The sequence below is a fragment of the Acidocella sp. genome, from assembly GCF_052326845.1.
Classification (GTDB): domain Bacteria; phylum Pseudomonadota; class Alphaproteobacteria; order Acetobacterales; family Acetobacteraceae; genus Acidocella.
In genome coordinates this window covers 12,744-29,905 of record NZ_JBKQJR010000064.1, presented here as the reverse complement: position 1 = coordinate 29,905, position 17,162 = coordinate 12,744, and the positions used below count along the sequence as shown (strand labels likewise).

Sequence of the window (17,162 nt, the reverse complement as noted above, 5' to 3'; positions counted from 1 at the left end):
CGAGGGGCTTGCCATTGCCTTACTCCATAAAACAAAACTGCCGAATTGCCGGGATAATAGCCCAGGCTCCGCAAGGGTTCCATTATAGGGATCGGCGGCCCAAAATGCTCAATTCATTCGGTACGTTTGACGCCCTCGGCGGATTGGAGACCCTTTCCGCATCGCGGGAGGCTTGTTAGAAGGCGGCCCATGAACGAGCCGACGCCGCAGGCGCGCGACTACAGCGAAACGCTGTTTCTGCCCAAAACCGATTTCCCCATGCGCGCCGGCCTGCCGCAGAAGGAGCCGGAGATTCTCGCGCGTTGGGAGAAGCTCGGGCTATACGGGCGGTTGCGCACCGCGGCGAAGGGCCGGCCGCGATTCGTGCTGCACGACGGGCCGCCTTACGCCAACGGCAATATCCATATCGGGCATGCGCTCAATAAGATCCTCAAGGACGTGGTGACGCGGAGCCAGCAGATGCTCGGCTTCGATTCGAATTACGTGCCCGGCTGGGACTGCCACGGCCTGCCGATCGAATGGAAGATCGAGGAGCAGTACCGCAAGAAGAACAAGGACAAGGACGAAGTGCCGGTTCTGGAATTCCGCAAGGAATGCCGGGAGTATGCTCAAGCCTGGCTGAACGTGCAGTCGGCTGAGTTTCAGCGCCTCGGCGTGGCCGGTGACTGGGCCAACCGCTACGCGACCATGGATTTTGGCTCCGAGGCGGCGATTGCCGGCGAGATCGGGCGGTTCCTGCTCAACGGCGCGCTGTATCGCGGTCTGCGCCCGGTGATGTGGAGCCCGGTGGAGAAAACCGCGCTGGCCGAGGCGGAGGTCGAGTATTACGACAAGAAGGACACGGCGATCTATGTCCGTTTCCGCGCGGTGGAGGATGATGCTTCGGTCGTCATCTGGACCACCACGCCCTGGACCATTCCGGGCAATCGCGGCCTCGCCGCCGGGCATGAACTGGATTACGTGCTGCTGCGCGTCGATGCCGTGGCCGAGGGCAGCTTGGCCGTGCCGGGCGAGAAGCTGATCGTTTCCAAGGATCTGCTGGAGAACTTTACCGCTGCTGTCGGCATTTCTGCCCATGCGGTGCTGAAGGAATTCAAAGGTGCCGCGCTGGCGGGCAAGCGCTTCCACCACCCGCTGGCCAAGGCCGATGCGGGGTATGATTTCACCGTGCCGCTGATGCTGGGTGATTTCGTGACGATGGAGGCGGGCACTGGCATCGTGCACATGGCGCCCGGCCATGGCGAGGACGACTTCCTGCTCTGCAAGGCGCATGGCATCGCCGTGCCGGACACAGTGGCCGATGATGGCACCTACTACAAAACCGTGTCACTCTTCGCCGGGCTGCATGTTTACAAAGCCGCTGATCCCGTCTGCGAGAAGCTGAAGCAAGCAGGCGCGCTGCTGCACCGGAATGAGTTCCTGCACTCCTACCCGCACTCCTGGCGCTCCAAGGCGCCGCTGATCTACCGCGCCACGGCGCAGTGGTTCATCCGCATGGATGGCGAGGACAAGATCCGCGAGAAGGCCCTCGCCGCCATCGACGAGACGAAATTCGTGCCCGAGATCGGCCGCAACCGCATCCGCTCGATGGTGGAATCCCGCCCCGACTGGTGCATCTCGCGCCAGCGCGCCTGGGGCGTGCCGATTGCCATCTTTGTTGACAAGACCACGCACGAGCCGCTGCGCGATGCCGAGGTGATGGCCCGCGTGGTGGAGGTTTTCACCGCCGAGGGCGCCGACGCCTGGTATGCCCGCCCTGCGTCCGACTTCCTCGGTGCCAAATACGATCCTGCAAATTACGAGCAGATTTTCGACGTCGTGGATGTGTGGTTCGAGTCTGGCTCGACGCACGCCTTCGTGCTGGAGGCGCGCGGCCTGCCCACCCCGGCCGATGTCTATCTGGAAGGCTCCGACCAGCATCGCGGCTGGTTCCAGGCCTCGCTGCTGGAATCCGTCGGCACGCGCGGCGTGGCGCCGTTCAAGGCCATCGTGACCGATGGTTTCGTGCTGGACGAGCAGGGCCGCAAGATGTCCAAGTCGCTCGGCAACGTCACCGCCCCGCAGGAGGTGAACGACAAATACGGCGCCGACATCCTGCGCCTGTGGGTGATGAACTCCGACACCTCGGAAGATTTGCGCATCGGTCCTGAAATCCTCAAGCAACAGGCCGAGCTTTACCGCCGCCTGCGCAACACGCTGCGCTGGGTGCTGGGCTCTCTGGATGGCTTCACGGACGCCGAGAAGCAGGCGGAGTTCCCAGAGCTTGAGCGGTTCATGCTGCACCGGCTGTGGGAGCTGAACGCCAAAATCCAGGGCGCGGTGCAGAGCCATGACTGGACCGGCGTGTACCCGGCGCTGCATAATTTCTGCGCCTCGGATCTCTCGGCCTTCTACTTCGATATCCGCAAGGACACGCTGTATTGCGATGCCCCGGCTTCGGAAAAGCGCCGCGCCTGTCGTAGCTTCCTCGATATCCTGCACCGCTGCCTGACCACCTGGCTGGCCCCGGCGCTGCCCTTCACGGCGGAGGAGGCGTGGGTCACCCGCTTCGGCGCGGAAAGCTCGGTGCATCTGGAGCCGTTCCCCGAGATCCCCGAGGCATGGCGCGACGACGCGCTGGCCGAGACCTTCGCCAAGATCCGCGAGCATCGCGGCAACGTTACCGGCGCCATCGAGGAAATGCGCCGCGACAAGGCCATCGGTTCCTCGCTCCAGGCGGAGGCGATCCTCTCCACCGAGGCGCAGGCCGTGCTGGATGACGCAGCACTCTGGGCGGATATCTGCATCACCTCTGCCGCGGGCTTTGGCGAAAACGACACCGCCATCGCGGCACGGGGCCAGAAATGCGAACGCTGCTGGAAGGTGCTGCCGGAGGTGGGCGAGAGCGCCAAACACCCCACGCTCTGCCGCCGCTGCTGCGACGCGGTGGACGCCGCCTGATGCGCCGTCTGGCTGGGTTCCTTATCGCCGCGCTGGTGCTGGGCGCTGACCAGTGGAGCAAATATCTCGTCCTCAACCCGCTGGGGTTGCAGGACGGGCATCTGCTCACCGTGGCGCCAGTGCTCAACCTCGTGCTGGTCTGGAACCACGGCATCACCTTCGGGCTGTTCGCCGGGGCGGGGGCTAAGGCGCTGTTCGCCCTCATTGCCAGCGCCGTGGTGCTGGCCCTGTTCACCTGGATGTGGCGCACGCAGAAATGGATCGTCACCATCTCGGTCGGCGCCATCGCGGGCGGGGCCATCGGCAATGTCATCGACCGCTTACGCTTCGGCGCGGTGGTGGACTTCCTCCAGGTGCATGTGGGGGCGCTGTACTACCCCTGGGTGTTCAATGTCGGGGATTCCGCCATTGTCTGCGGCGTCATCGCGCTGATGCTGGAAAACCTGTCGCAAAAGCCCCCCGTTGCGGCCAACCCGGGGGAAGGTTAGGAAGACCCCATGAAATCTGTTCTCGCCCGCCCTGCAGCTGCCGCCGCCACCATCGTCCTCGCCCTGGCGCTCGCCGGGTGCGGAGAGGATACCAAAAAAGAATTCGGCCTTGAGGCCAATCCGCCCGACGCCTTCCAGGTCGGCACCGAGGCGCCGCTCTCCCTGCCGCCGGAGCTGGGACAGCTGCAGCAGCCCAATCCGGGCGAGCCGCGCCCGCAGCAGGTTGATGCCGCGCAGGCAGGCGCGAACATCGTGTCGCCGCAGAACGCCATTACCCCGCCGCCGAGCAGCACCACCCCGGGCGAGCAGGCTCTGCTGGAGCAGGCCGGCCCCGCCCCGCAGGGCGACATCCGCGCCCAGGTGAACCAGAACGCGATGGTGGCCAGCAAGCCGCAGGGCTTCGTCTCGCAGCTCGTGGGCTCCGGCCCGGCGCCCGAGCCCACGGTGAACGCCCCGGCCGAGCAGAAGCGGCTGCAGGAGAACCAGGCGCTCGGCCAGCCGGTGACCACCGGCTCCACGCCGCAGAACAGCAACGAACCGCCCGGCCTGTTTCAGCGCTTCCTGAACCTGTTCTGATCCGCCGCGGGGAGTGGCCCGCCCAGCCAATCCAGGGGAGAAATAATGATCCGCACCGTCCGCCGCACCCTAGGGGGCGCGGCCCTTTCCGCTTTGGCGCTCGCAGCCGCCGCGCCCGCCGCGCACGCCCATGCCGTTGCTGGCGCGCGTGTGTTCGTGAACACGCTGCTGATTGACGACCCGGGCGTGGGGGATGAGGCAAACCTGCCGCTTGCCTCGGTCACGAGCCCGGACGGCAAAAGCACCGTCACCGACCTCAATTTTGAATACGACAAGACGATTTTTGACAATCTGGCGCTCGGTGTGGGCACCGATTACGACTGGATTACCAACGACGCCGCCGACAACAAGAAGAGCCATGGCGGGCTTGACGACCCTTACGTGCAGCTGAAATACCGCTGGATCGTGCTGCCGGAGCATGAGTTCATATCCTCGGTGGCGGTACAGCAGAGTTTCGGCCGGGCTGGCACGACGACCATCGATTCCGGCTACGACACCACAACGTTTTCCGGCTATTTCGGCAAAGGGTTTGGCGATATCCCGTTCGCGCCCATCCGCCCCTTCGCGCTGACCGGCGAACTGGACTACAACGTACCCAATACCGGCCAGTCCACGGGCTATGGCAGCGTCAACACCTGGTCCGGCGGCCTGACCCTGCAATATTCCATCCCGTATCTGCAGTCGCAGATCAAGGATTACGGCCTGCCGCCGCTGCTCGGCAATCTGACGCCGCTGGTCGAGCTCGGCTGGTCCTCGGCGGCTGGGTCATCTGCCTTCCGTCCGACCAACAATCCAACGACTTTCAATCTCGGCACGGGCGCGGTGTGGACCGGCCAGTATTACTCCTTCTCCACCGAGCTGCTCTGGCCGCTCAACAGTGCCGCAGGGCATGGTCTCGGCGTGATCGGCCAGTTCCACTTGTATTTCGACGATCTGTTCCCCGACACTCTGGGCAAGCCCCTGTTTGGATCTTAAGCAATGAAGCGCTTGTTGCCTCTGCTCGCCGTGCTGGCGCCCGTGCCGGCCTTTGCCCATGCCTTCCTCAAGCATGCCGAGCCCGGTGTTGGCGCCGTGGTCGCCACCCCGCCCGCGCAATTGCTGCTGACCTATACCGAGGGGCTGGAAGTGCCGTTCTGCACCGTGACGGTGGAGGGGCCGGATGGCACGCAGGTGCAGACCGGCAAGCCGCAACCGGTGCCGGGGCATGAGGACGAGATGTCCGTGCCCGTGCATATCGCCGCGCCGGGCAAATATACCGTCACCTGGCGCGCCCTGTCGGTGGACACCCACAAGACCCAGGGCAGCTTCAGCTTCACCATCGCCCCCTGATGGACAGCCCCGCTTGGCTGGTGCTGCGCGGGCTTTGCCGTGGCCTGCATCTGGCGGGGTATTTTTCGGCTTTCGGCACGATGTTCCTGGCCGCCATGCTGTTGCGGGGCAAGCGCGTGCAGGGGCTCAGGCGGCTGGCCTGGGCCGGTTTCGCCCTGGCGCTGATCGCGGGGGCCGGGTGGTTTCTGCTGCAAACCGCGTATTTCGCCACCGCGCAGAGCTGGGCGGATATCGTCAACGCTATTCCGACTGTGGCCGAATACACCCGCTTCGGTGCGCTGCTGCTGGGGCGCATGGCAGTGCTGCTGCTGGCGGCGTTATTGTTTCAGCTTGGCTGGCAGCGCCCGGCGGCGGTGCTGGGGCTGGGTGGGGTACTGGCGGAATCCTGGCTCGGCCATGGCGCCGCCATGGGAGGCGGTACCGGGGCGCTGCTGCTGGCGGTGTCGCTCGCGCATGTGGCCGCCGCCGCCATCTGGCTTGGCGCCTTGCCGGGGCTGTATCTGGCGCTGAAAACCCTGCCTGAGGACGGCGCCGCTCCGCTGGCACGCGGCTTCTCGCCCGTCGGCATGGCCTGCGTTGCCGCCCTGCTGGTTACCGCCTTCGCGCAGTACTGGGTGCTGATCGGCGCGCCGGCGGCGTTTTTCGCCAGTGCCTATGGCGCCGTGGCGTTGGGCAAGATCCTGCTCTTCGGTGCGCTCATTGTCCTCGCGGCGCTCAACCGCGCAAGGTTCACGCCGGCGCTGCCGGCTTCGCGCTGCGCGCTGCTGCGTAGCATCGGCGCGGAAATCGCGCTCGGGCTCGTGGTGCTCATGGCGGCGGGGCTGCTCCTGCAGCTGGAGCCCCCCGCCATGGCGGGCATGTAAGGCTGTTCAGCCGGGCAGGATCTCGTCCGCCCAGAGGTCTTCGGGCGTCTGCCGGGGTGTGATCAGTTGCGCCTGTCCGCCGGAGACCAGCACCGAGGCCGCGCGGGGGCGGGCGTTATAGGCGCTGCTCATCACCGCGCCGTAAGCGCCGGTATCCAGCAGCGCAACGCGGGTGCCGGGGGGCAGGTCGGGCAAGGCGCGGTCCTGGGCAAAACAGTCCGCGCTCTCGCAGATCGGCCCCACGACATCGGCCGGGGTGGCCGCGCCGTGGAACAAAGCCGGGTCCACCGGCAGGATGCCATGCCACGCCTCGTACAGCGCCGGGCGCATCAGTTCGTTCATCGCCGCGTCCAGCACCACGAAGCGCTTTTCCGTCCGCTTTTGCAGGATCACCGAGGCCAGCAGCAGCCCGGCCGGCCCCACCAGGTAGCGCCCCGGCTCCAGCAGCAGCTTCACGCGGAGATCCCCCACCTCGCGCCGCACCGTGGCGGCGAAGGCAGCGAGGTTCAGCCCGGGTTCATCGTGGTAGCCGATGCCGAGGCCACCGCCGAGGTCCAGCACCTCCACGCTCAGCCCCTGGCCGCGCAGGTTGCGCACCATGTCGGTGGCCTTGGCGTAGGCCTTGGCGTAGGGCTCGGTGGAGAGGATCTGACTGCCGATATGCAGCGCGATGCCGCGCGGTTTGATGCCGGGCAGGGTAGCCGCCCGCGCGTACAGGGCGGGGATGTCCGCCGCGGCGATGCCGAACTTGTTCTCCGCGAGGCCGGTGGTGATCTTCGCGTGGGTTCCGGCATCCACATCCGGGTTCATGCGCAGCACCACCGGGGCTACAACACCCATGCGCGAGGCGATGCCGGAGAGCATGTCCAGCTCCTCCGCGCTCTCCACGTTGATCTGGCCGATACCCTGGGCCAGCGCAGCCTCCAGCTCAGCAGTGGCTTTGCCAACGCCGGAATACACGATCTCCGCTGCCCGCACGCCCACGCGCCGGGCGCGCAGAAACTCGCCGATGCTGACCACATCCGCCCCGGCGCCGAGCCGGTGGAACAGGCTGAGGATCGCCAGATGGTCGTTGGCTTTCACCGCGTAATGGATATGCACGGGCAGGTTCTCCGCCCCAAAGGCCGCCCGCAGCGCGTTGAAGCGCGCCTGGATGCTGCCCGCGCCATACACCCACACAGGCGTGCCGTATTTGTCCGCGATCGCGTTCAGCGGCACGGATTCGAAGCTCAGCCCCTCCCGCGCGTTCATCGATAGCGCCGGGCGCGCCGCCAGCAGCGCCGCCAGATCCGGCTCCGGCCCGGTATATTCATCAGCCATGGTTCAGTTACTGCGCCGGGTAGGTGTGGGGATAGGTGATGGCCGAGGCCGGGCCGGGCGGCACGGGGTTGCCGCGGCGGCCGCAGCCGGTCAGCGCCAGAACGCAGAGCATCGCCAGCGCTACTCTCATTGCAGCTTCTCCAGCCAGAGCGCGGCCGCCTTGGCGACGTTCTCCGGCGCAGTGCCGCCATAGCTCACGCGCGAGGCCACCGAGGCTTCCACCGTGAGTACGTTGAAAATCTCATCGGTGATACGCGGCTCGATGCTCTGCATATCGGCAAGCTCAAGCTCGGATATGTCCACGCCCTTTTCCTCCGCCAGGCGCACCACGCGCCCGGTGACATGATGGGCATCGCGGAATGGCATCTTCAGCACCCGCACCAGCCAGTCGGCGAGGTCCGTGGCGGTGGAGAAGCCAGAGCCCGCCAGCGCCGCCATGCGCGCCGTGTCGGCTTGCAGGTCCCGCACCATGCCGGACGTGGCGGTAAGGCAGAGGCTGATTGCCTCCACGGCGTCGAACACCGGTTCCTTGTCCTCCTGCATGTCCTTGGCATAGGCCATGGGCAGGCCCTTCATCACGGTGAGCAGGCCGAGCAGGTGCCCGAAGATGCGCCCGGTCTTGGCCCTGGTCAGCTCGGCGGCGTCCGGGTTGCGCTTCTGCGGCATGATGGAGGAGCCGGTGGTGAAGGCGTCCGAGAGGGCGATGAGCCGGTAGGGTGAGGAGCACCAGATGATGATCTCCTCGGCGAAGCGCGAGAGATGCATCGCCATGATCGAGAGCGCGGATAAAAATTCCAGCGCGAAATCACGGTCGGAGACCGAATCCAGCGAATTCGCGGTCGGCCGGTCGAAACCGAGGGCCGACGCGGTGGCGAAGCGGTCGATGGGGAAGGAGGTGCCGGCCAGCGCCGCGGCGCCCAGCGGGCATTCATTCAAACGGCGCCGTGCATCCTCAAGCCGCCCTGAGTCGCGGGCCAGCATCTCCACATAGGCCAGCAGATGGTGCCCGAAGGTGACGGGCTGCGCCGTTTGCAGATGGGTGAAGCCCGGCATCACCGTGGCGGCATGCTCGGCGGCGCGCTGGGCCAAAGCGAGCATCAGGTCCTTCACCTGGGCCAGTATGCCGTCGATGGCCTCGCGCACGTACAGCTTGAAATCTGTCGCCACCTGGTCGTTGCGGCTGCGCGCGGTATGTAGGCGGCGCGCCGCCTCGCCGATACGCTCGGTCAGCCGCACCTCGATATTGGTGTGGATGTCCTCCAGCGAGTCCGAGAAGCCGAAGCGGCCATCCTCGATGTCGTTGGCGATATCCTCCAGCCCGCGCTTGATGGCGGTCTGATCCTCGGGCGTGATGATGCCCTGCTTGGCCAGCATCGCGGCATGCGCTTGGCTGCCCGCAATGTCCTGCGCCCAGAGCTTGCGGTCGAAGCCGATGGAGACGTTAATGGCTTGCATCACCGCATCGGGACCGGCACCAAACCGTCCGCCCCATTGCAGCTGGCTCTTCACTGGAGAATTGTCCTTGTCCGTCACGTCCAAGCGCCCCTTGCTTTCCCGGCGATCCATCATCGCCGCTGCTCCTGGATTAGCCCTGGCCGCCGCCTGGGGCAATCGCGCCGTGGCGCAGAGCAGCGGGGATGACCTGCCGGACGCGGCCGAGGTATGGGCGGAGACCGCGCCCGCCGACGCGCCGCCCATGGTGTTCAGCTCCGAGACCGGCAAAAAACTCACTTTGGCGGACTACAAGGGCCATGTGCTGGTGGTGAATGTCTGGGCCACCTGGTGCGGCCCCTGCACCGAGGAACTGCCGGGCCTTGCCGCCCTGGCCGCGCGGATCAAGCCCTTCGGCGGGCTGGTCCTGCCCATCTCCATCGACGTGGAGGGCGCCGCCGCGGTGAAGCCCTTCTACGCCAGCCACAATATCAGCAACCTGCCCGTTTTGCTCGACCCGGATGGCAATAACCTCGACGTGCTGGACAGCGACGGCGTGCCGGTCACCATTATTCTCAACCCGGAGGGCAAGCTTGTGGCCCGGCTGGACGGCGCGGCCGATTGGAATACCCAGACTGTGTTCGAATTCCTCGGCGGGCTGGCCCGGAAGCCTGCGGACAAGCCGGGCGTCACGCAACTCTAAGCGAAATAAAAGCCCGGCAGTTGGCGCTGCCGGGCTTTGCTGTTTGAACCGCGCTTTGCCTTACGCGTTCGCGACGGTGGGCATGGCGGCGGCCTGGGCGCGGCGCTGCTGCCACAGGCCCACGAAGTCGATCGGGCCCAGCATCACGGGCGGGAGGCCGCCCTCGCGGGTGACGTCGGCCAGGATGTTGCGGGCGAAGGGGAACAGCAGGCGCGGGCATTCCACGAGCAGGATCGGCTCCTGCTGGTTCTCGGGGATGTTGTTCAGGGTGAATACGCCGGCATAGGAGAGGTCGGCGATGAACACGACGGTCGGCTTTTCCTCGCCATTGGCCTGGGTGGTGCCTTCCGCGCGCACGGCCAGAGTCACCTCGAACACGGTGTGCGCATCCTCGAGCCGGCGCACCTGCACATCCAGGTTGATGTTCACATGCGGGGCGCTGCGCAGCGTGGCGAAGATCCCCGGGGCGTTCGGCACCTCGAAGGACAGGTCCTTGGTGTACTGGATGTTGACGACGAGGGGCGGCTGGGCCGGGGCGGTCGCTTGCTCAGACATGTATTAATTTCCTGTTGGGTGGTCTTGGCCCGGCCTAGCACGGTGCCGCGGCCATGATAAGTAGAGCCGCATGAGCGCCAACATTTTCATCGACGGTCAGGCCGGCACCACCGGGCTTGGCATCACCCAGCGGCTCGCCGCGATCCCCCATGTCAGCCTGGTGACGCTGGATGACGCCCACCGCAAATCGCCCGAGGCCCGCGCGGCGGCGATGGCGGAGGCCGATCTCACCGTGCTGTGCCTGCCCGATGACGCGGCGCGCGAAGCGGTGGCGCTGGCGCCGGAGGGCACCCGCCTGCTCGACGCCAGTACCGCGCACCGCGTTGCGCCGGGCTGGGTTTACGGATTCCCCGAACTGGCCCCGGGCCAGGCGGAGGCGATTGCGCGGGCACGGCTGGTGTCGAATCCGGGCTGCTACGCCACCGGCGCCATTGCGCTGCTGCACCCGCTCGTCACGCTGGGGCTGCTGGGGCCGGGCCAAGGGCTCAGCATCAACGCCGTGTCCGGCTATTCCGGCGGCGGCAAGGCGATGATCGCGGCGCATGAGGCGCAGGGCGGCCCGGCCTTCGAGCTCTACGCGCTCGGCCTTTCGCACAAGCATATCCCCGAGATCATGCAGTATTCCGGCATTAACCGGCGGCCGATTTTTGTGCCCTCGGTCGGGCATTTCGCGCAGGGGATGCTGGTGTGCGTCCCCGTTTTCCTCGACCAGTTGCAGGGCAGCCCCAGCGCCGCGCAACTCGCCGACGCCTATTGCGGCTATTACGCGGGGGTGCGGAATGTCGTGGCTCATTCCGGCCTGTGGACGGAGAATTTGCAGCCCGAGGCGCTGAACAACACCGACAAGCTGGAGATTTTCGTTACCGCCAACCAGGCGTATGGCCAGGCGGTGCTGATCGCCCGGCTCGATAATCTCGGCAAGGGCGCCTCTGGTGCCGCGGTGCAGAACATCAACCTGATGCTTGGAGGGGGATAATGTCGGAGTCGCAAAAACACGGCGGGCTGCTCTACGCGCTGGGCGAGCTGAAGCCGCAGATCGACCCGACCGCCTGGATCGCGCCGACGGCGGTGCTGATTGGTGATGTGCGTGTCGGGCCGGGCGCGAATATCTGGTTCAACTGCGTGCTGCGCGCCGACACCAACCCGATCATCGTCGGCGCCCGCAGCAACATTCAGGATGGCACGGTGATCCATGTCGATCATGGCGAGTATCTCACCGAGATCGGCGAGGATGTGACAATCGGCCATGCCGCCATCGTGCATGCCTGCAAGCTGCGCGACCGCGCCTTCATCGGCATGGGCGCCACGGTGCTGGATGGCGCGGTGGTGGAGGAGGGCGGGATGCTCGCCGCGCGGGGGCTTCTGGCCGTGGGCAAGCGCATCGGCCCGCAGGAGTTGTGGATGGGCAGCCCGGCCAAATTCGCCCGGGTGATGAGCGATACGGAGCGCGCCAAGTGGGATGAGACCGTGCCGCATTATGTTGGCTTGGCGGAGTCTTTCCGGCGCACGCTCAGGGCAACCGATTAATCTTCTTGGCAAATCTCGTCGCGCTCCTTACATTCGCGGCATGAACGACATGGATTTCGACACCGCCCTGATCACCGCCGCATTCGCGCTTGGCGCGGAGAAAGGGTGGCGCCATGTCTCACCCGCCGCCGCCGCCCGCCATGCGGGGCTGGATCTGGCAAAAACCCGCACCGCCTATCCCTGCACCGGCGCGATCCTGAAGACATTCGGCAAGATTGCCGATGCCGTGGCGCTGAGCAACGCGCTCACCGAGGGCAGCGTGCGCGACCGGCTGTTCGACATTCTGCTCCGCCGGTTCGACTTTTTGCAGCTGCACCGCCCCGGCGTGCTGGCGCTGCTGCGCGCTCTGCCGGTCTGCCCGCCGCTGGCCTTCGTGATGGCGGAACTCAACCTAGCCTCCATGGGCTGGTTGCTGGAAGGCGCTGGCGTGGATGCCACCGGCCTGCGCGGCGCGCTGGCCAAGCGTGGCCTGCTGGTGGTCTGGGCCTATGGCGTCCGCGCCTGGGCCGAGGACGATAGCGATGACCTGACCGCCACCATGGCGGCGGTGGACAAGGCGCTCTCCAAGGCCGAATCCATTGTTAACCGATTCTCCGCGAAGCCCAGGGCTGAGCCGGATTCACCCTTGCCGCGAGACACATCCCCGGTAGAGTGAAACCAGCCGGAGTTGCCGGCTGTAGCAGATGAGGAACGAACCCGATGGCCGACAACAAAGATAAGACTGCCACTTTTCTCCCCAACTTCGACATCAAGAAGCTGTTGGGCGACATGAAGATTCCCCCCGCGCCGGATATGGAAGCCGTGATGGCCGCGCATAAGCGCAACCTGGAAGCACTGACCGAGGCCAACCGCGTGGCGCTGGAAGGCGCGCAGGCCGTTGCCCGCCGGCACATGGAAATCCTGCAATCCACCATGTCCGGCCTGACCGAGACGCTGAAGGAACTTTCCTCCGCGGGCTCGCCCACCAGCCGCGCCGCCAAGCAGACGGAAATGCTTAAGCAGGCCTATGAGAACGCCGTGGCGAACACTAAGGAGCTGGGCGATCTGATCCAGAAATCCAATGCCGAGGCGCTGCAGAAACTCAACACCCGCGTCTCCGAGGCGATGACGGAGATGCAGACCCTTCTCGGCAAGAAGTAAGATTGCTCTAGGCGCGGGGGCGGGCTTTTCCCCCGCGCCGGGCAGGCTCATATTGGCGCCCATGTGCGCCGCTCCCCTGCTGTTCATCCCCGAGAAATCCGAACCCAGGCCGATGCTCAAGCCACTGCGCGTGGTCTCCGAGTATCAGCCCAGCGGGGACCAGCCCACTGCCATCAAACAGCTTGTCGAGGGCATCGGCGCGCAGGAGCGCGACCAGGTGCTGCTCGGCGTCACCGGCTCGGGCAAGACCTTCACCATGGCCAAGGTGATCGAGGCCGTGCAGCGCCCAGCCCTGGTGCTGGCGCCGAACAAGACGCTGGCAGCACAGCTCTACGCCGAGATGAAGAGCTTCTTCCCCGATAACGCGGTGGAATATTTCGTCTCCTACTACGACTATTATCAGCCGGAAGCCTATGTGCCCCGATCGGACACGTATATCGAGAAGGATTCCGCGATCAACGAGACCATCGACCGCATGCGCCACGCCGCCACCCAGGCGCTGCTGGAGCGCGGCGATGTCATCATCGTCGCCTCGGTCTCCTGCATTTACGGTATCGGCTCGGTCGAGACCTACTCGAAGATGGTGGTGCGGCTGGAGACGGGCGGGCGCATCGAGCGCGACGCCCTGGCCAAGGCGCTGGTGGATTTGCAGTACCGCCGCAACGATGTGGCGTTTGCGCGCGGCTCCTTCCGTCTGCGCGGCGAGATCGTGGACATTTTCCCCAGCCAATACGAGGACCGCGCTTGGCGCGTCACCTTATTCGGTGACGAAATTGAGAAGATTTCGGAATTCGACCCGCTGACCGGCGAGCAGAGCGCGGAACTCCCCAGCATCTCCATCTACGCCAACAGCCACTATGTCACGCCGCGCCCGACGCTGACCCAGGCGATCGGCAAGATCAAGATTGAGCTGAAGCAGCGCCTCGATGAACTCACCGCCAATGGCCGGCTGCTGGAGGCCGAGCGGCTGCTGCAGCGTACGACCTTCGACATCGAGATGCTGGAAACCACGGGCGTGTGCAAAGGCATCGAAAATTATTCCCGCTATCTCTCCGGGCGCAACCCCGGCGACCCGCCGCCCACGCTGTTCGAGTATCTGCCCGCCAACGCGCTGCTGGTGGTGGATGAGAGCCACGTGACTGTGCCGCAGATCGGCGGCATGTACAAAGGCGACTTTGCCCGAAAATCCATCCTTGCCGAATACGGGTTCCGCCTGCCGAGCTGCATCGACAACCGGCCGCTGAAATTCGAGGAATGGGAAACCTTCCGCCCGCAGAGCGTGTTTGTCTCCGCCACGCCCGGCCCATGGGAGTTGGAGCGCACGCAAGGCACGTTCGCCGAGCAGGTGATCCGCCCGACCGGCCTCGTGGACCCGGTGACGGAGATCCGCCCCGTCGAGCACCAGGTGGATGATCTGCTGGGCGAATGCCGCAAGACCGTGGCCCTGGGCGGGCGCGTGCTGGTGACGACGCTCACCAAGCGCATGGCCGAGGACCTCACCGAATATCTCGGCGAGCAGGGGCTGAAGGTGCGCTATCTGCATTCCGATGTGGACACGCTGGAGCGCATTGAGATCATCCGCGATCTGCGTCTTGGCGCCTATGACGTGCTGGTGGGCATCAACCTGCTGCGCGAGGGGCTGGATATTCCCGAGTGCATGCTCGTCGCCATTCTGGATGCCGACAAGGAGGGTTTCCTGCGCTCCGTCACCTCGCTCATCCAGACCATCGGCCGCGCCGCGCGCAATGTCGATGGCCGGGTGATCCTCTACGCGGACACCATGACCCGCAGCCTGAAACAGGCGCTGGACGAAACCGCCCGCCGCCGGGCGAAGCAGATCGCCTGGAACGAGGCGCACGGCATCACCCCGCAGAGCGTGAAGAAGAATATCGGCGAGGTCATCCACTCGGTGTTCGAGCAGGATTACGTCACCGTGGCGCCGGTGAAGGACAGCGCCGCGGATGAGTTCGTCGGCAAGGATCTGGGCGCGGTCATCACCACGCTGGAGACGCGCATGCGCAAGGCGGCGGCGGATCTGGAGTTCGAGGAGGCCGCGAGGCTACGCGACGAAATCAAGCGGCTGGAGGCGCTGGCGCTGGGGCTGGAACCGCCGCCCATGCCGCGCTCGGCCGCCCGTCCGCGCGGCCCCACGCCGCTCGGCCCCGGTGGCGGCGGGTACGACCCGGCAAGCCGCAAGGGCAGGGGGCGCAAGCCGCGCTGAGCCCCCGTCCGGCGGAATTGCGTTGCCGGGTTTCCTGATCTGACGTAACATTCCGGGACAAAAATCAAGAAGGTTGCGGTCATGTTCCGGCGTTATCTCGGCACGTCCCTGGCTCTGGCTTTGCTGCTTTCCGGCGCGCCCGCGGCGCGGGCCGACAACACCGCGCAGACCGAGCCGGCGGCGTTGAGTAACCTGCAAACCATGGTGAACAACCTCGGCTACACTACCGATCTTGCCAGCGACAAGCAGTCCTTCGCCATACAGTGGCAAGGCGATTACGACTACCGCCTGCATTTCGACCTCTCACAGGACGGCACGCTGGTCTATGCCTATGTGAATATCAACACGTACAAGCCCGCCGACATGGCCAAGCTCGACTTCGCCAAGCTGCTGGAGGTGAGCGACCTCGGAGACTTCTACTTCTCGATGGAAAGCGGAACGGATGGCGAGTCGCTCTACGGCAACGCGATCATCCCGCTGGAGGGCCTCACCCCGCAAATACTGCGCTCCAGGCTGGATAACATCAGCGACAAGATCAACAGCAGCTCCCAGGTATGGGACACCAGCCTCTGGAAGAAATAGGAAACTCTACTCTGGAGGCCGCCTAGGGCCGATTTGCTCCGCTCCGGTGCTCCCAAATCATCCCTATGCGACTCACCAGAGCGAGTTTCCGAGCAGCTTCTAACCGCCGGGGTTTGACGGCGTGGCGGGCAAGCGGGAAGATAGGCGCATGAGATCTGCTTTTGCCCTGCTCGCCTTGCTCATCCCCGGTCTCGCGCAGGCCGATGGCCTGACCGGCCAGCACGCGCTCTACACGCTTACCCTGTCCAAGCTGCGCACGCATGACATCACCGGCGCCACCGGGCAGATGAGCTTCGACGTGGTGGATGGCTGTACCGGCTGGGCGACGACCCAGCACATGACGCTGATCCTCCGCAACACCGACGGCTCTCTGACCAAAACGGTGAGCGACTACATCACCTGGGAGAGCAAGGACGGCAAAACCCTGACCTTCACCCTGCGCGAGAGCGACAATGACGGCAAGGAGCAGATCGACGATGCCGGCACCGCGACGCGCAATCCGGACGGCTCGGGGCTTGTTGCCTACACCACCCCGGCCAACACCACGCTGAAGCTGCCGCCGGGCACGCTGTTCCCGATGCAGCACACCGAGGCGCTGCTGGCGGCCGGCCGCTCGGGCCAGAAATTCATCGCCCCGCCCTTGTTCGACGGCACCTCCGCCGATGGCGCGCAGGCCACTTTCATTGCCGAGCTAGGCGATCATGAGCCGGAAAAGACCGCCTGGCCGGCGTTGGACAATATTCCCAGCGCGGATGTCGACATCGCCTTCTATGATCGCAAGAACGACGACGAGACGCCGAATTTCCGTACCTCGATGCGCTATTTCGAGGACGGGGTGGCGACCGATCTGGTGATGGATTTCGGCGATTTCGAGATGACCGGCAAACTCACCCGCCTGACCATCCCGCCCGCGCCCTGCCCGGGGAAATAGCCGCCCTATTTCAGCCGCAGCTTGGCGCGGCCGTGATGGTTGCCGCCATCGACCAGTTTTTCCAGCAGCCGCATGAGGGCCTTGCGATCGCGCGGGGAAAGGGGCTCCAACGCGCGCTCGGTTGCGCGTTCGACTGGCGCCTGCGCCTTGGCCAGTAGCTTCTTGCCAGCGGCCGTCAGGCTCAGCAGCTTCTGGCGGCGGTCAGCCCGGCCGGGCACGCGCCGGATATAGCCATTCCCCTCCAGCCGGGCGACGATGCTGGCCATGGTCGCGCGGTCAACACCGCGCTCCTCCGCGGCGGTGGACTGGTCGATGCCCGGTTGCGCAGCAATGGCAAGCATGATGCCGAACTGGGTTGGCGTGATGTCCAGCGCCTCGCACTCATCGGCAAACAAGGCCACGGAAATCTGGTGCACGCGGCGGATCAGGAACCCGGCATGGCCTATGGGATCTCGATCGGGTAGACCAGCCTCCAATTCGTTGTCCATAAAATCAGCAAGTTCCTGTTCAATAAGATAATAAGGTGAATATTGCTGCAATAAATTGTTTCTGTACA

Annotated in this window: 19 protein-coding genes; 14 read left to right on the top strand and 5 right to left on the bottom strand. The window is 65.4% G+C overall.

Annotated elements, in window-relative coordinates; genetic code table 11:
• The first annotated feature begins 189 nt into the window (after nucleotides 1-189).
• The 6 genes from ileS to ACLPJJ_RS04080 are packed head-to-tail and all read left to right on the top strand — an operon-like array spanning nucleotide 190 to nucleotide 6,196.
• Nucleotides 190-2,940, top strand: coding sequence for an isoleucine--tRNA ligase (ileS, locus tag ACLPJJ_RS04105; RefSeq protein ID WP_443589683.1), 2,751 nt, complete (start codon nucleotides 190-192; stop codon nucleotides 2,938-2,940).
• On the top strand, nucleotides 2,940-3,428 hold the full coding sequence (gene lspA / locus ACLPJJ_RS04100) for a signal peptidase II (protein ID WP_443589682.1): 489 nt from the start codon (nucleotides 2,940-2,942) through the stop codon (nucleotides 3,426-3,428). Before ileS ends, lspA begins: the two co-directional genes overlap by 1 nt.
• Before the next feature lie 9 nt (nucleotides 3,429-3,437).
• Nucleotides 3,438-4,004: a DUF3035 domain-containing protein gene (locus ACLPJJ_RS04095; RefSeq protein WP_443589681.1), complete on the top strand. Its 567-nt coding sequence runs from the start codon at nucleotides 3,438-3,440 to the stop codon at nucleotides 4,002-4,004.
• Nucleotides 4,005-4,049: 45 nt separating this feature from the next.
• Nucleotides 4,050-4,979 (top strand): hypothetical protein, encoded by a 930-nt coding sequence (locus ACLPJJ_RS04090; RefSeq protein WP_443589680.1) that lies wholly within the window; start codon nucleotides 4,050-4,052, stop codon nucleotides 4,977-4,979.
• 3 nt (nucleotides 4,980-4,982) lie between these two features.
• Nucleotides 4,983-5,333: a copper resistance CopC family protein gene (locus tag ACLPJJ_RS04085; RefSeq protein WP_443589679.1), complete on the top strand. Its 351-nt coding sequence runs from the start codon at nucleotides 4,983-4,985 to the stop codon at nucleotides 5,331-5,333.
• Nucleotides 5,333-6,196 (top strand): CopD family protein, encoded by an 864-nt coding sequence (locus ACLPJJ_RS04080; RefSeq protein WP_443589678.1) that lies wholly within the window; start codon nucleotides 5,333-5,335, stop codon nucleotides 6,194-6,196. Before ACLPJJ_RS04085 ends, ACLPJJ_RS04080 begins: the two co-directional genes overlap by 1 nt.
• A gap of 6 nt (nucleotides 6,197-6,202) precedes the next feature.
• Here the strand turns inward: ACLPJJ_RS04080 and lysA are convergent, their stop codons facing one another.
• Genes lysA through argH form a run of 3 tightly spaced genes read right to left on the bottom strand, consistent with a single transcriptional unit; the run spans nucleotide 6,203 to nucleotide 9,049 of the window.
• The gene (gene lysA / locus ACLPJJ_RS04075) at nucleotides 6,203-7,516 is read right to left on the bottom strand and encodes a diaminopimelate decarboxylase (RefSeq protein WP_443589677.1); all 1,314 of its coding nucleotides are present in this window, start codon (nucleotides 7,514-7,516) and stop codon (nucleotides 6,203-6,205) included.
• 7 nt (nucleotides 7,517-7,523) lie between these two features.
• Entirely contained in the window at nucleotides 7,524-7,646 is a 123-nt protein-coding gene (locus tag ACLPJJ_RS04070; protein ID WP_443589676.1) for a hypothetical protein, read from the bottom strand.
• On the bottom strand, nucleotides 7,643-9,049 hold the full coding sequence (argH, locus tag ACLPJJ_RS04065) for an argininosuccinate lyase (protein WP_443589675.1): 1,407 nt from the start codon (nucleotides 9,047-9,049) through the stop codon (nucleotides 7,643-7,645). The genes ACLPJJ_RS04070 and argH overlap by 4 nt, the downstream gene beginning before the upstream one ends.
• Here argH and ACLPJJ_RS04060 point away from each other — a divergent pair.
• Nucleotides 9,039-9,650: a TlpA family protein disulfide reductase gene (locus tag ACLPJJ_RS04060; RefSeq protein WP_443589674.1), complete on the top strand. Its 612-nt coding sequence runs from the start codon at nucleotides 9,039-9,041 to the stop codon at nucleotides 9,648-9,650. The genes argH and ACLPJJ_RS04060 overlap by 11 nt on opposite strands.
• Nucleotides 9,651-9,710: 60 nt before the next feature.
• Here ACLPJJ_RS04060 and secB read toward each other — a convergent pair whose 3' ends face one another.
• On the bottom strand, nucleotides 9,711-10,205 hold the full coding sequence (gene secB, locus ACLPJJ_RS04055; RefSeq protein ID WP_443589673.1) for a protein-export chaperone SecB: 495 nt from the start codon (nucleotides 10,203-10,205) through the stop codon (nucleotides 9,711-9,713).
• Between the two features lie 70 nt (nucleotides 10,206-10,275).
• On the opposite strand from secB, the gene argC reads away from it, so the two are divergent.
• The 7 genes from argC (at nucleotide 10,276) to ACLPJJ_RS04020 (ending at nucleotide 16,606) form a co-directional block, all read left to right on the top strand.
• Nucleotides 10,276-11,181 (top strand): N-acetyl-gamma-glutamyl-phosphate reductase, encoded by a 906-nt coding sequence (gene argC / locus ACLPJJ_RS04050; RefSeq protein WP_443589672.1) that lies wholly within the window; start codon nucleotides 10,276-10,278, stop codon nucleotides 11,179-11,181.
• Nucleotides 11,181-11,732 carry a gamma carbonic anhydrase family protein gene (locus tag ACLPJJ_RS04045; protein ID WP_443589671.1) on the top strand — a complete coding sequence of 184 codons (552 nt, stop codon included), beginning with the start codon at nucleotides 11,181-11,183 and terminating at the stop codon, nucleotides 11,730-11,732. Before argC ends, ACLPJJ_RS04045 begins: the two co-directional genes overlap by 1 nt.
• A gap of 40 nt (nucleotides 11,733-11,772) precedes the next feature.
• Complete coding sequence (locus ACLPJJ_RS04040) at nucleotides 11,773-12,387, top strand: TetR family transcriptional regulator (RefSeq protein WP_443589670.1); 615 nt, start codon at nucleotides 11,773-11,775, stop codon at nucleotides 12,385-12,387.
• 44 nt (nucleotides 12,388-12,431) lie between these two features.
• On the top strand, nucleotides 12,432-12,872 hold the full coding sequence (locus tag ACLPJJ_RS04035; protein WP_443589669.1) for a phasin family protein: 441 nt from the start codon (nucleotides 12,432-12,434) through the stop codon (nucleotides 12,870-12,872).
• A gap of 61 nt (nucleotides 12,873-12,933) precedes the next feature.
• Complete coding sequence (gene uvrB / locus ACLPJJ_RS04030) at nucleotides 12,934-15,093, top strand: excinuclease ABC subunit UvrB (RefSeq protein ID WP_443589668.1); 2,160 nt, start codon at nucleotides 12,934-12,936, stop codon at nucleotides 15,091-15,093.
• 81 nt (nucleotides 15,094-15,174) lie between these two features.
• On the top strand, nucleotides 15,175-15,675 hold the full coding sequence (locus ACLPJJ_RS04025; protein ID WP_443589667.1) for a hypothetical protein: 501 nt from the start codon (nucleotides 15,175-15,177) through the stop codon (nucleotides 15,673-15,675).
• Between the two features lie 148 nt (nucleotides 15,676-15,823).
• Nucleotides 15,824-16,606, top strand: coding sequence for an EipB family protein (locus tag ACLPJJ_RS04020; RefSeq protein WP_443589666.1), 783 nt, complete (start codon nucleotides 15,824-15,826; stop codon nucleotides 16,604-16,606).
• Between the two features lie 5 nt (nucleotides 16,607-16,611).
• Here the strand turns inward: ACLPJJ_RS04020 and ACLPJJ_RS04015 are convergent, their stop codons facing one another.
• Entirely contained in the window at nucleotides 16,612-17,094 is a 483-nt protein-coding gene (locus ACLPJJ_RS04015) for a MarR family winged helix-turn-helix transcriptional regulator (protein ID WP_443589665.1), read from the bottom strand.
• Between the last annotated feature and the right edge of the window lie 68 nt (nucleotides 17,095-17,162).

What these genes read in the sequence shown, in the direction of transcription:
- ileS (WP_443589683.1), top strand. Translation starts at nt 190, where the DNA reads ATGAACGAGCCGACGCCGCAGGCGCGCGACTACAGCGAAACGCTGTTT.
- lspA (WP_443589682.1), top strand. Translation starts at nt 2,940, where the DNA reads ATGCGCCGTCTGGCTGGGTTCCTTATCGCCGCGCTGGTGCTGGGCGCT.
- ACLPJJ_RS04095 (WP_443589681.1), top strand. Translation starts at nt 3,438, where the DNA reads ATGAAATCTGTTCTCGCCCGCCCTGCAGCTGCCGCCGCCACCATCGTC.
- ACLPJJ_RS04090 (WP_443589680.1), top strand. Translation starts at nt 4,050, where the DNA reads ATGATCCGCACCGTCCGCCGCACCCTAGGGGGCGCGGCCCTTTCCGCT.
- ACLPJJ_RS04085 (WP_443589679.1), top strand. Translation starts at nt 4,983, where the DNA reads ATGAAGCGCTTGTTGCCTCTGCTCGCCGTGCTGGCGCCCGTGCCGGCC.
- ACLPJJ_RS04080 (WP_443589678.1), top strand. Translation starts at nt 5,333, where the DNA reads ATGGACAGCCCCGCTTGGCTGGTGCTGCGCGGGCTTTGCCGTGGCCTG.
- lysA (WP_443589677.1), bottom strand. Translation starts at nt 7,516, where the DNA reads ATGGCTGATGAATATACCGGGCCGGAGCCGGATCTGGCGGCGCTGCTG.
- ACLPJJ_RS04070 (WP_443589676.1), bottom strand. Translation starts at nt 7,646, where the DNA reads ATGAGAGTAGCGCTGGCGATGCTCTGCGTTCTGGCGCTGACCGGCTGC.
- secB (WP_443589673.1), bottom strand. Translation starts at nt 10,205, where the DNA reads ATGTCTGAGCAAGCGACCGCCCCGGCCCAGCCGCCCCTCGTCGTCAAC.
- argC (WP_443589672.1), top strand. Translation starts at nt 10,276, where the DNA reads ATGAGCGCCAACATTTTCATCGACGGTCAGGCCGGCACCACCGGGCTT.
- ACLPJJ_RS04045 (WP_443589671.1), top strand. Translation starts at nt 11,181, where the DNA reads ATGTCGGAGTCGCAAAAACACGGCGGGCTGCTCTACGCGCTGGGCGAG.
- ACLPJJ_RS04040 (WP_443589670.1), top strand. Translation starts at nt 11,773, where the DNA reads ATGAACGACATGGATTTCGACACCGCCCTGATCACCGCCGCATTCGCG.
- ACLPJJ_RS04035 (WP_443589669.1), top strand. Translation starts at nt 12,432, where the DNA reads ATGGCCGACAACAAAGATAAGACTGCCACTTTTCTCCCCAACTTCGAC.
- uvrB (WP_443589668.1), top strand. Translation starts at nt 12,934, where the DNA reads ATGTGCGCCGCTCCCCTGCTGTTCATCCCCGAGAAATCCGAACCCAGG.
- ACLPJJ_RS04025 (WP_443589667.1), top strand. Translation starts at nt 15,175, where the DNA reads ATGTTCCGGCGTTATCTCGGCACGTCCCTGGCTCTGGCTTTGCTGCTT.
- ACLPJJ_RS04020 (WP_443589666.1), top strand. Translation starts at nt 15,824, where the DNA reads ATGAGATCTGCTTTTGCCCTGCTCGCCTTGCTCATCCCCGGTCTCGCG.
- ACLPJJ_RS04015 (WP_443589665.1), bottom strand. Translation starts at nt 17,094, where the DNA reads ATGGACAACGAATTGGAGGCTGGTCTACCCGATCGAGATCCCATAGGC.